At 38.5% G+C, this 12,035-nt stretch carries 13 protein-coding genes; all 13 read right to left on the bottom strand.

Features of this window, described 5'->3' with window-relative positions; all coding sequences use genetic code 11:
- Positions 1-10 precede the first annotated feature (10 nt).
- The gene (locus F7984_RS01735) at positions 11-205 is read right to left on the bottom strand and encodes a hypothetical protein (protein ID WP_066109823.1); all 195 of its coding nucleotides are present in this window, start codon (positions 203-205) and stop codon (positions 11-13) included.
- Positions 206-282: 77 nt separating this feature from the next.
- Positions 283-1,110 (bottom strand): hypothetical protein, encoded by an 828-nt coding sequence (locus F7984_RS01730; protein WP_066109826.1) that lies wholly within the window; start codon positions 1,108-1,110, stop codon positions 283-285.
- A 55-nt stretch (positions 1,111-1,165) separates the two neighbouring features.
- Positions 1,166-2,551: a hypothetical protein gene (locus F7984_RS01725; RefSeq protein WP_066109827.1), complete on the bottom strand. Its 1,386-nt coding sequence runs from the start codon at positions 2,549-2,551 to the stop codon at positions 1,166-1,168.
- A 181-nt stretch (positions 2,552-2,732) separates the two neighbouring features.
- Complete coding sequence (locus tag F7984_RS01720; protein ID WP_066109828.1) at positions 2,733-3,470, bottom strand: Tad domain-containing protein; 738 nt, start codon at positions 3,468-3,470, stop codon at positions 2,733-2,735.
- On the bottom strand, positions 3,467-3,865 hold the full coding sequence (locus F7984_RS01715; RefSeq protein ID WP_140462279.1) for a TadE family protein: 399 nt from the start codon (positions 3,863-3,865) through the stop codon (positions 3,467-3,469). Before F7984_RS01715 ends, F7984_RS01720 begins: the two co-directional genes overlap by 4 nt.
- Positions 3,865-4,587 (bottom strand): hypothetical protein, encoded by a 723-nt coding sequence (locus F7984_RS01710; RefSeq protein WP_066109834.1) that lies wholly within the window; start codon positions 4,585-4,587, stop codon positions 3,865-3,867. The genes F7984_RS01715 and F7984_RS01710 overlap by 1 nt, the downstream gene beginning before the upstream one ends.
- 76 nt (positions 4,588-4,663) lie before the next feature.
- Positions 4,664-5,488 (bottom strand): hypothetical protein, encoded by an 825-nt coding sequence (locus F7984_RS01705; protein ID WP_066109837.1) that lies wholly within the window; start codon positions 5,486-5,488, stop codon positions 4,664-4,666.
- A 90-nt stretch (positions 5,489-5,578) separates the two neighbouring features.
- Positions 5,579-7,024: a hypothetical protein gene (locus F7984_RS01700; protein WP_140462278.1), complete on the bottom strand. Its 1,446-nt coding sequence runs from the start codon at positions 7,022-7,024 to the stop codon at positions 5,579-5,581.
- Positions 7,025-7,083: 59 nt separating this feature from the next.
- A complete protein-coding gene (locus F7984_RS01695) occupies positions 7,084-8,487 on the bottom strand; it encodes a VWA domain-containing protein (RefSeq protein WP_066109843.1) in 1,404 nt (467 codons plus the stop codon).
- Positions 8,488-8,521: 34 nt separating this feature from the next.
- The gene (locus F7984_RS01690; protein WP_066109846.1) at positions 8,522-8,737 is read right to left on the bottom strand and encodes a hypothetical protein; all 216 of its coding nucleotides are present in this window, start codon (positions 8,735-8,737) and stop codon (positions 8,522-8,524) included.
- Between the two features lie 59 nt (positions 8,738-8,796).
- Positions 8,797-9,732: a type II secretion system F family protein gene (locus F7984_RS01685; RefSeq protein ID WP_066109849.1), complete on the bottom strand. Its 936-nt coding sequence runs from the start codon at positions 9,730-9,732 to the stop codon at positions 8,797-8,799.
- A gap of 3 nt (positions 9,733-9,735) precedes the next feature.
- Positions 9,736-10,671 carry a type II secretion system F family protein gene (locus tag F7984_RS01680; RefSeq protein WP_077248199.1) on the bottom strand — a complete coding sequence of 312 codons (936 nt, stop codon included), beginning with the start codon at positions 10,669-10,671 and terminating at the stop codon, positions 9,736-9,738.
- On the bottom strand, positions 10,664-12,016 hold the full coding sequence (locus F7984_RS01675) for a TadA family conjugal transfer-associated ATPase (protein WP_066109852.1): 1,353 nt from the start codon (positions 12,014-12,016) through the stop codon (positions 10,664-10,666). The genes F7984_RS01680 and F7984_RS01675 overlap by 8 nt, the downstream gene beginning before the upstream one ends.
- Positions 12,017-12,035 lie beyond the last annotated feature (19 nt).

Genomic DNA, 12,035 nt, shown 5'->3' with positions numbered 1-12,035 from the left:
GATGTAAGGATTATCCACCCTTTGCTCTAATAATATTTAGGTGATTTGTCCTCATCGCTGGAAGAGCAAGTCCAACAATTAGGATCTCATAAGGGAAACCTCCACCAGCAAAGAAGTCAAAAATCGCAATAGGTACAAGAAGGACATAAAAGAAAATCATAAAATATTTATAAAATTTACTCCATCGTTTTTCCTTCTTACTCACCTATAATCATCTCCCATACTTTTATTTGATAAATCAGTAGTTCCCTAAGATATAGATAAAGATGGAATAGAAATTCATTAGCTCCTGATTAAAACTTTACGTTCCTCTAACTCTTTCATTTCATGGTTTTTGTACCTTTGAATGGAGGAATCAAGAAGATTGTAAAATGTTTCTTTAGTTGCTGGATATTGACTCCAATTTAATTCACCTTCATCAAAGATTGATTGAAAGTCTTTTTCAGCATCAGGCCCACAATATTTATAAAGTTTTTCTTTTATATATAAATAATCCTTTGATTTAAATCTTGATTTTGTTTGTTTAACCGTTTTTAATAAATGTCTGTTGGCTTCTAATTGTTCATACTGACGTTTTACTTGCAGATACATAATCAAATCCATTTTAGGCAACAGGTCTAATAGCTGAACTCGATCCTCTACTGTAAATGAACGTTCCTTATCAACTCTCTTACCAAGATCAGTAAATGTCTCATAAAAGTTGTTCTTCATCTCCTGGCACCACAGAATGTATTCAGAAAACCCCTTAAAACTGGTTAATAGTTTCTTTTCCTCTTCATTTTCTGCCCAAATTTCCAATACATTGTTCATTTGTTCCAATGTATTATGAATGGCGTCTGTCGCATTAATCCTCGGCCTAACAATATCTTGGATTTTTAAAACTCCTCCAATAAAGGACAGGTAATGATCAAGCACAAACACCTTCTCATCATAGGAACTTTCCACGCTTGATATAATGACGTAGCCACTTCTTTTTTTACCCGGGAATTTTTTGTATTCTGCAAGCCACCAATTTTTAGATTGATAATTAAAACAATAATTAATAACGGTACATTTCTCTAATAACTTTTTATGTTTTTTTGCGATCTCTTCAGCTTCTGATTTAATCATTTGGATCCCCCTAATTTGTATACAAAAAGCGATGAGTATATAGAGCAAATTCTATCTAAGAAAATACACCTTTAATAGAATTAAACATTGATCCTATTTTTTCCCCGACCTTCTTAACTCCTTTTTTAATTGAGCCATCTGCTATACCTTTAACCAGCTTCGATGCTCCCCATAACACTGCACCACCTGCAACCATATATGCTCCTACTAACTGCCCCCCGGGGATAGCACCTGCCACGACGCCAGAGTTCATTAATACTTCTCCAATTGATGCCGTAGTATCTGCTCCAGCAGCCACCGTTTTAGCAGAACGCCAACCATTTTCCTTTACTGAATCATAGGTACTAATACCATTTTTAACGGTGTCTATCGTGGAAAAGACTGTACTTATTCCTGCAGCACCAACATTAAGTTTAGACAACATTCCAAAAGACGCGGATGGTGGTGGGTTAGTAGAAGAACCAAATATAGAATCAAATGTAGACAAATCTTGCCCGCTTTGAATTAAGTTCCTATATTTCCTTGCATCTGTAATACCATCTATGCCCGTATACACTTTATCAGCGATCTCATATCCACCATGTAAATAATTGTAACCCGATGAATCTCCAACCCCTAATTTTATGCCATTGAGCATAATGCCAGCAAAACTATTGGGTTTCAATAAACTAAACTTACCGCTTTCTATTTCATATGCTCCTTTTACTTGACCACCAATAACATCATTCATTATAAATTTTGTCGCTTCATAGGGGTCTATGTCAATTTTATCCTGTCCATTCCCTTCAATCGCAGGTGAACTCCCTTGAATTCCTTTATTCGACCAAGGCTTGCCCGTTTCTGGGTTAATTCCATTGGTTTCACCATTAGTCCATGGCTTGCCTGTCGCCGGATTGATTCCACTAATATCATCACCAGTCCATGGCTTGCCCGTCGCTGGATTAATTCCACTAATATCGTCACCAGTCCATGGCTTACCTGTCGCAGGGTTGATTCCACTAATATCATCACCGGTCCATGGCTTTCCCGTTGCCGGATTAATTCCACTGATGTCGTCACCAGTCCACGGTTTGCCTGTGGCTGGATTTATTCCGTTTATCTTATCACCGGTCCACGGCTTGCCCGTCGCCGGGTCTATCGGACTGACACCATCACCTGTCCATCCATCCTGGTTCCAATTATCCTGATCCCAGCCCTCTTGAGTCCATCCATCACGCTCCCAGCCATCCTGCACCCAGCCTTTTTGCTTCCATGAATCTCCTTTCCAAGTTTCTCCTTCCCATTGCAAATCGTTGCCATTCCATGCGTCGCCTTTCCAAGCATCACCCTTCCATGCATCACCTGTCCAACTGGCTGCTGCTAACGGAATAGAAATTGATTGGAGCAGGACAAAAAATATAGCAAATACAACAAAGAGCTTTTTTACTAACTTATTCCGCATCACCTTATCCCCCTCATTCAATCAGGAAGTGTTGTTTGTTTACGCAAGGTGACTGTTCTTTTCCTATTACTGTGTATTTTGATTGTATTTTTCTAGTCTCTACTTCTTAAAAACCTCAAAAGTTTCCTTATTGCAAGCTGTTTCCCCCATCTGAAGGGAGTTAAGAACTGTACAACCACTGTCACTGACCCCATATCACTCCATTATCGACTTCATTCGATAGCTGGATCGTTTCATCATTTATCCCATCAAGGTAGGATAAAAAACCGATTTCCGGACCTGCTCCGGTTTGAAATAGCTTTTCTTTAAAGCCATCAAACAACTTCCCTTGTCCTTCAAATTCATTTGCCGCTCTGACATAAATACGATTATCTTTAAAAAGCCGTATTTGTGCCTTTTCCAATTTCCCATCATTAGCGAGAATAACTTCCTTAGCCTTTGCTACTGTACCGGCCTTTATGGAGTGTTCATAGTTATCAATTAGTATCTCTTTCAGCCTTTTTTTGCCCAAGCCACTACTAAGCTCTTCGCTCAGAACTTCATCAATCGCCATTATATGAACTTCATTTGTGCTTTTTTCTGGATAGCTGTTAGCCAGTTCAGTTTTTTTTCGTTCAACCATCTCTTTGATCTTTAGTTTAGTAATCGGATTTACCTCAAGAGCATCTTCCGAATCCGGGTCAGGCTGCGGAAGATTTTCTTCATCAGTTCCATCAAACTCTGCCACAAGATTCCACACTCTATCGTAAAACTCTGCTGTTGCCGCCAAACTTGCCTGTTGTGAACTTGTAAACGCTTGTTCTTTGACAGCATAAACTTTGGCATAGTTATACAGAACAATGAACATAATCATCATTACGCTTAACATACCGAGAATAAAAAGTGTCGTACTTCCATCCTCATTCAATCGTTTCCTCATTCAATCACCTTACCGCTCGCTTCACTGGAGAATGCCAGGGAAGGAGCGCCATTTGGAAATAATTTATCCGGGAAGAAGATTAGTTCTATATTTACTGAAACTTTAGCTGTAAATGTATCTGAACTTGTCACTGATGTTTGCGCACTATTAAAGGTAAGATATTTAGCCCCCGTCTGGACTGTTTTCTCCGCTGCAGCTCTTGCCTGATCCCATTCACCTGTTATGGAGTATACCTTAGCAGCCTCATTGACAGCTGACTGTGTGACAATGACTCCATGGACTCCGACAACGAATTGCCAAATAATCAGCATTAGCATAAAAACAAGAGGTACCATACCCAAAAATTCGAGAGTAGCAGAACCATTCTCACGCTGGATTAGAGCCTTCCATTTCATTAAGCCCACTCCTCCTTAGCTGATCGATTTGCCTCCAATGTATAGATTTCTTCTCTCCATTTGATAATAAAACCTGTGATGATAAGTGTGATGATTGGGAAGAAGACCAAATTTAATAGAATATGAGAAAGAATTTGTGCAGCAAAAGAAGTAGTTAATGAGAGAATTAATAGTGTAATTCCTCCAGAAATCATCAATTCAATTAAAGACATCCCTAGAATTAAGAGAAAAAGTTTAAAGAAATGCTTTTTACCTAGCCTAATTCCTGATTTCCAACTCTTCCATATACTTTTATTATCCATTGCAGCTACAAAAGGAATCGGATATAAAAGAGTTAAAATAATCAACCCCGGTAAAAGAAATAGAATAATTCCAACGGTCGTTAAAAAACTAGCAAGAATAGCAAAAACAAAAAATTGAAATCCATTAGCAAAAAAAACAAAATAAGCATTTTTCAAGCTTCCTTCATGTCCCTGGTATTCATTAAACATATATCTTATTAACGGAACTTGAGCGAAGAGCATTAAGAGAACAGTTAGAAATGTGTAGTAAATATCAGATATTATTGTCGTTCCCAACACAGTCGGTGTAACCGCATATATATAGTTTGATAACAAAGCGTGGCCTAGTAGCAGGGGAAGTATAATTGTTACTCCCAACAAGAGTATATGTTCAAATCTGCTGGTGAAAAGAGCAAATGCTTCACGAAAAGGCTTGTCCATTAATCTCCATCCCATCATATTCATTATTTATAATTCCATAATAGAAATTCTTATCTATTAAAATTTTCAATCATAACTAATTCCTTAATAAACGCACCATTTCTTGCAACTTACGCTTATCAATATTTTTATATTTTTGATGTGATGATTCCTTCAATCTTTCAAAACTGTCTATGGTAGCTATTACATCTTTCCAAATCAGCTCATCTTCATTAAACAAGGACTTTTCAAAGTCTTTTTGTGCATTTGAATCACAATATTTTTTTAAATTGGTAACAATATAATAGTAATCTTTTTTATCAAGATTATTTCTATGATTTTTCAAATGGCTCAACAATTCCCGATTCTTATGCAGTTGATCATATTGAGACTTAACTTGCAGATAAATAATTAAGTCCAGCTTACTTCCTATTAGAACTAATTGCTCCCTTTGTTCAACTGTAAACAGATGATTTTCATCAATTTTTTTTGCTATTTTGGAAAATTCATTGTTATATTCATTGGTCTTTTCTTGGCACCATAATATAAAATCAGTAAACTCATTAAACTGATCTTTCAACTTAATTTCTTCTTCACTCTTCACCCACAAATTTAAGATATCGTTCATTTTATTAAGCGTATTATTTATCTCCTCTGTCACTGCAATTCGAGGATGAACGATGGATTGTATTCCTATACAAGTACGGATAAAAGAACCGATATGATCAAGGGCAATTTCCTTTTCGTTGACACTTGAATCGCCTTCTGTAAACACTGCATATCCTTTAGGGGTATTATTAAAGCTATACTCCGCTAACCACCACTTTCTTTTATTATAAGAAAGAACAAAATGAATAATGGTAACTTTCTCAAGAAGCTTTTTATACTTTTTGGCGTATTTCTCCACTGTGGTTCTTTCCATACTTGGAACCTCTCTCTTAGCTATTTTCATATTATGTCTAAAAAAGAATGGGAGGAGGGGTAAAAGTTTTCCTCCCATTTTGAAGATGGTTTATGAAAACGCACCCCTTAATGATTTAAACCAACCTCCGACTTTCTTCTTAGCATTATTAACCCCGCTTTTTATAGAATTCCAATGCTTTGCAGCATATTTAACACCTTTTGAAACGCCCCAAATGCCTGCCCCAACAAGGACCATTGTTGCTCCAACTGCTTGTACACCTGGAAGAGCACTCGCCACAGCACCACTAGACATTAACAAAGAACCAAAGCTTTCTGTTGCACTGGCTACTGCAGTTGTTTTCTCTGTTCCTGATGCTGAACTTTTTAATACATTGATTGCTTTCGAAGTATTTTTAGCAGTATCAATCGTTGAAAAAACTGTTCCTACTACTCCTGCCGCTGCATTAAATTTTGCCAATGTACCAAATTTTGCAGCTGAATTCGCAAGAGAGGCATTCCTGTAGGCTGAGGTAAGTCCCCCCAACCCGGAATTAGCAGCATTCTGAATGGGAGAATAGGTTCTCAGCGTAGTAATTGCATCGTTAACGCTGTTTATATTATCAGCCCATAAATATGATTCATATGCCATATTAAAGGATGAGTTCGATTCACCAAGCCCCAGCCTGAATCCATTCATCATAAGTCCATATATACTATTTGGCTTAGTCAAACTAAACTTCCCATTTTCAATTACATTTACAAATTTGACTTGCCCCGCAATTACATCTTTAGCAATATATTTAGTAAGACCATAAAGGTCAATGTTACCTTCTGAATCTGTACCATTTACCTCATCAACTGAAATACGTCCTGGAGCGTATAAATAAGGAAATCCGGTCTGTGGATTTATAAAACCATTATTTCCACCTGTGATTGAGTTAGCGCCATTGGAAGCATCCGATGACCAAGGCTTTCCTGTTGCCGGATTGATTCCACTGATATCATCGCTACTCCATGGCTTTCCGGTAGCCGGATTAATTCCGTTAATCTCATCACCAGTCCATGGTTTTCCCGTAGCCGGAATAATTCCGTTAATCTCATCGCCGGTCCACGGCTTTCCGGTAGCTGGATTAATTCCGTTGATCTCATCGCCAATCCACGGCTTTCCGGTAGCTGGATTGATTCCGTTGATCTCATCACCGGTCCATGGTTTTCCGGTGGCCGGATTAATTTCGCTGATTTTATCCCCCGTCCATGGTTCTCCTGTCGCAGGGTCTATCGGGCTGACGCCATCACCAGCCCAACCATCTTGACTCCACTTATCCTGATTCCATCCCTCTTGGGTCCAACCATCTCGCTCCCAGCCATCCTGCACCCAGCCTTTTTGCTTCCAAGAATCCCCTTTCCACTTCAAATCGGAGCCATTCCAAGCATCACCCTTCCAGGCATCCCCGGTCCAGCTGGCCGCCGCAAGAGGAATAGAGATGGAATGGAACAGGACAAATAATATGGCAAACATGACAAGGAGCTTTCTTACCAACCTATTTCGCTTCACCTTAACCTCCTTACTCATATCAGGAAGTAGTGTTTAATCAAGGTGTATGACTTTTCCTATTATTGCGTATTTTGATTGTATTTCTCTTCGATTTGTTTTTTGGTATCTTCGAGAGTTTTCGCATTTAAATTCTCGAGATCTTCTCTTATTGTCTTTCTGGCTTCATCCATTTCTTTTGCTAATTCGGATTTTCTTGAAGTTAAGTATTCTTTCTGTTCAGATGTTATAAGGTCTTTGTTTCTCAATCCATTAATAATAAAAACCATATTATTCTGTTGCTTTTGGATATTATTAGAATACTCATTATTCAAACTGTTAGTATCCAAATATCTTTTATTACGGTCTACCTTGGCATCATAATTAGCATTTTCCTTCCATTGTTTCCATTTCTCTAAAGCATTTTTAGCCTTATCAAATTCCGACTTTAGTTGATTACTGTTATGAACATTTGTATAAGTTCCATTCGATGCAGTTGCCATTTCTTTCAATTGTTTCTGTCCTTCTGAATCGACACCAAAACCAATAATATTAATGACAGGTTGCAAATCAGACTCTCCAAGTTTTTTAGCAGCTTCTACAGGGTTCCCATCACAGGTTTCAATTCCATCACTAACCACGTATATCATGTTCGTATTTTTATCACTCTTAAACTCTTTTAAATCATTCTGAGCATCCATCAACGACTGAGCCAAAGGAGTCCAACCAGCAGGTTCAAAGGAACTCAATGCTTGGTTAAACTCTTTTTCCTTGTAGGATCCAAACTTATAAACTAACTCACTGCTATCACAAGATAATTTTTTATCACTGTCCTTACTTGTTCCTTTATGACCATATACTCGAAGGGCAACATTGGCTTTTTCAGGCGCACTCATTAAGAATTGCTGAATCGCTTCCTTCGCTACAACCATTCTTGTTTTACCATTAGTTATATTAGCCATACTCCCACTAGAATCTAAGATAACCTCAATATTGTAATTTTCCTTAAATTGATATCGACTATCTTCTATTTCAGGATCACCAAAGGAACTCACCTTCCAACTATCTATAACCGTTTGTGGGTCTGTAACATCTACAGAAACCTGACTTACTATATAGTTAAACACTTTGTCTAATTCCTCTTCCGTAGCATTCTCTGGAATACCTTCCATCACCTTCAAAAATTCTTGATAGGATTCTGGATTCGAATCGTAGCTGATATCTGCATAAGGTCCTTGAGGTTGGTTAGCTAAATATTCCGGACTCATCTTTACTTCTGGAGCAGCTTCAAATTTTTCAATCCATGAAGTTTCTTCAACTGAGACATTTTCTTTTGGTATAGCATTCTCCGGATCTGTTTCTTCTACACTGTTCACTTCTTCAGTACTATTTTCTTTAGGCTTCTCATTTACTTCTGTTTCTTTTTCTTGATCAGTGCATCCTGATATAAACAAAGCAGCAACTGCTATTAGCACCCATTTTTTCAAGACCCCATACCTCCTAGTTTTTGTTGTATAATTATCAATCAGCAACCATTTTATCTAGAAGGCTAGTAAACTTAGTTTTAACAGTTTCACCAAGGTCTCCCCCAGCAAACGCTGTCGAAATAACCCCAACCAAAATAACAATAACCGCTGCAATCCCAATCCATTCCAAAGTCTGAGATCCTCTTTCGTTTTTCACCAATCCACCTAGCTTAGTTGTTGCCTTTACGTACATTCCTGTTAAATAATTCATTTCCATTCCTCCTATTATTCTTATAATTTTTATTATTTTAAACTCCCTTTGGGAGGGGGTTACTTAAATAAACTTCCAATGCTGTTTTCACCATAAATCATATTTAAGACCATTAATCCTGCAATGATCATAAGTGATACAGGTGCTACTACAAAGGTGGTTACCATTGTTACTTTTGGAGAAGCCTTGGCTGCGAGTTCTTTAATTTTCTCTTCGCGGAATTGCCTCATGTCCTCGGCTTGTACTTTAAATGTCGTTGCGATTGGCACTCCCAGCTTTAATCCTTGTATCAGAGATTTTATTAATCCCTGGAATTCCTTATTATCATTTCTCTCCAACAGACCTCTGTATGCCATCTCACGAGGAACACCTAAATCAATCTCATGGTTAAAACGGGAGAATTCCTCGTGTAGCGGTCCTTCAAAATAACGGATAACCTCACGTAAGGTTTGATCCAGACTGACACCAGCCTGCAAACTGGTACTCACTGTATCTAGGAAGTCAGGTAAATCATGTCTTAATGCTTCCTGACGTTTTCTAGCTGCCTGCTTCAACAGAATAATAGGAGCCATATACCCAATTAGCGGCATAAAGATCGGACCAAATTGAGCCAACGGAAATCCTAGAATTAAAAAGATCAAAGAACCAAAGAAAAGCGTAACAGCCAACCAAATTTTCAGACCCTGGAATCTGTCCAGTGTTAAATTATAGGGACGTCCTGATTTTCTGAGCAAGTCTTCAATATCTTTATTTTCACTAAAGAAGTTTATCCGTTTCCCTAGTTCAGCAAAATCATCCGAATAACTGAGAAGTTTATCAGTAAGTTTTGAGTTCTTTTTCTTCTTTTTAGGAACACCCAAATACCCTTCATGGACCGTTTCTGCAATATGGCCAATGAGTCCCCTTTTCTCATTTAAATAGCGGGAATAATGACGGATCGTTAATGTAAAAAACAACCAAAATAACAGCACACATAAAATAATTAGAGCATCCATAATTTACACCTTTATATTCGTGATTTTTCGAATCAAGAAAAACGAAAGTACAACACCCGCTGCAAACAAAACAAGTAATACAATTCCCGGTCCAGTCCATAGCGGATCTACAAAGCCATCCACTGAAGCGTTCATAATCAAGACGAGAAACACAGGCATTGCCGGAACAATAAATGAAATATATTTTTGCTCGGCTGTCATGGTTTTAATAGATTGATTAAGGATTTTGCGATCCTCAAGTGTGTTGGACATGGATTCTAGGATCGCTGCCAAGTTACCACCAGTTTTCTTCTGAATGAGCAACGTCGCTATAAACAGTTGGAAATCCCGTGATTTATTTTGTTTTTGAATAGAACGCAGGGCGTATTCCAATGGGACCCCCAATTTCAACTCCTGCGAAATTCTTTTAAATTCTTTTCCTGCCGGTGCGGGTGTTTCTTTCGCCACCAAATCGATTCCCTGAGTTAGTGTCATACCCGATCTGGCCGCATTTCCGAGCAAACGACAGATATCTGCCAGTTGGTCATTAAAGCGTTCTTCATATTTATTTTTCCGGACCATGAATAAACCGGAATGGGCACCTAGTAAAATCAATATAGGTATGATTACACTAAGAGGGAAGGGGATTTTAAACATATTTGTAAAGACCAAAACTAGTCCCAGGAATCCAAGCAGATGAAAGCCAAGATATTCAGATGGGGTTAATATAAGATTTGCATTATGTAATTTCTCTGCTAAAACTTTAGCCCGATCTGTTTTGTCGTATTTATCACCCAAACCGACAATAAAGCTTTTACGTTTTTCTTCTGGATACCAGGTTGCCAGCTTCTGTTTCCATTCACGTTTTTGGGCACGGTAGCCAAGATAAAAATAAATGCCAACTATAAAAGCCAACATAGCCACACCAGCAGTGAGAGGGATGTAAAGCATTTCATTCATACACCAATTCCTCCTCCTTTGGCCTAAAGATTACTTCATCCAAGTGAATACCGAATATACGAAGTCTCTCGAGTGCTTTAGGAACTAAGCCTGTTGCAGTATGGTATCCCAATACCTCTCCATTCGCTCCCATACCTGTACGTTTAAAATGAAAGATATCTCTGATTTGAACTTTATTTTGTTCATCAACGCTTACTTCAGATATATGGGTGATTTTCCTTTTCCCATCTGATAAACGCTCAGCTTGAATGATATAATCCAAAGCCCCTACAATATACTCCCTTACAATATGTGACGGTAAATCCATTCCCGCCATAATTACCATTCCTTCAACCCTGCTCAGTGCATCTGATGGGGAATTGGCATGCACAGTCGTCAACGATCCTTCATGACCGGTATTCATAGCCTGCAGCATATCAAATGCTTCCGATCCCCGTACCTCTCCGACAATAATCCTGTCAGGACGCATCCGTAGGGCATTTTTTACTAATTGTCGGATCGTAATTTCCCCACGTCCCTCAACATTTGCAGGTCTTGCCTCCAGTCCGACTACAGATCCCCGATTTAATCGTAGTTCAGCTGAATCTTCTATTGTAATAACTCGTTCATGAATCGGTATGGACTTTGCAACAGCATTCAGAAAAGTAGTTTTCCCACTTCCTGTTCCTCCAGAAATCAGCACATTCATTTTTGCTTCAACTATGGCCTGAAGGAAGGTCGCCATAGTTTCATCTAGAGAATCAAAATTCAATAAATCCTGCATCTCAAATGGTGTTTTACGAAATTTACGGATAGAAACCAACGTCCCGTTTAAACTGATTGGCGGGATAACAGCGTTTACACGGCTGCCATCCGGAAGACGAGCATCGACCATTGGAGAACTTTCATCTATCCTTCTCCCAAGAGGAGCAACCACTCGGTCAATAATATGTCTAACATGGGCTTCGTCTCTAAAATTGACATCTGATCGTTGCAATCTTCCCTGTTTTTCAATAAAAACTTCAGCGGGGCCATTAATGAGTATTTCTGTAATTGAATCATCATTGAGCAACGGCTCTAATGGACCAAAACCCACTGATTCGTCGATAAGCCTAGCTAACATCGTCTCTTTATCGTACCGCGGGATCACAACTTTTTCTTCAGACATAAATGCGCTGATTAAGCGTTCGATTGTGAGCCGCTTTTCGCCTTCAGATAATGCTGTTAGCGTATCTAAATTGGTTTCAGTTAGAAGTCTGGTTTTGTAATGTTCAACCAATTCATCGATATAGGGATTTGATTGCAAGGAATTATACGTAACCTCTTTTTCAATTGTTACGTCCCTTTTTTTATTAAAAAGTGCCATAATCTGCTCTCCTTCCAAA

This window comes from Pradoshia sp. D12 (assembly GCF_008935075.1).
Classification (GTDB): Bacteria; Bacillota; Bacilli; order Bacillales; family Pradoshiaceae; genus Pradoshia.
This window is presented reverse-complemented; position numbering and strand designations above follow the sequence as displayed.

Excerpts from the sequence above, each read along its gene's own strand:
- F7984_RS01730 (WP_066109826.1), bottom strand. The coding sequence starts at position 1,110 with ATGATTAAATCAGAAGCTGAAGAGATCGCAAAAAAACATAAAAAGTTA.
- F7984_RS01725 (WP_066109827.1), bottom strand. The coding sequence starts at position 2,551 with ATGCGGAATAAGTTAGTAAAAAAGCTCTTTGTTGTATTTGCTATATTT.
- F7984_RS01720 (WP_066109828.1), bottom strand. The coding sequence starts at position 3,470 with ATGAGGAAACGATTGAATGAGGATGGAAGTACGACACTTTTTATTCTC.
- F7984_RS01715 (WP_140462279.1), bottom strand. The coding sequence starts at position 3,865 with ATGAAATGGAAGGCTCTAATCCAGCGTGAGAATGGTTCTGCTACTCTC.
- F7984_RS01710 (WP_066109834.1), bottom strand. The coding sequence starts at position 4,587 with ATGGACAAGCCTTTTCGTGAAGCATTTGCTCTTTTCACCAGCAGATTT.
- F7984_RS01705 (WP_066109837.1), bottom strand. The coding sequence starts at position 5,488 with ATGGAAAGAACCACAGTGGAGAAATACGCCAAAAAGTATAAAAAGCTT.
- F7984_RS01690 (WP_066109846.1), bottom strand. The coding sequence starts at position 8,737 with ATGAATTATTTAACAGGAATGTACGTAAAGGCAACAACTAAGCTAGGT.
- F7984_RS01685 (WP_066109849.1), bottom strand. The coding sequence starts at position 9,732 with ATGGATGCTCTAATTATTTTATGTGTGCTGTTATTTTGGTTGTTTTTT.
- F7984_RS01680 (WP_077248199.1), bottom strand. The coding sequence starts at position 10,671 with ATGAATGAAATGCTTTACATCCCTCTCACTGCTGGTGTGGCTATGTTG.
- F7984_RS01675 (WP_066109852.1), bottom strand. The coding sequence starts at position 12,016 with ATGGCACTTTTTAATAAAAAAAGGGACGTAACAATTGAAAAAGAGGTT.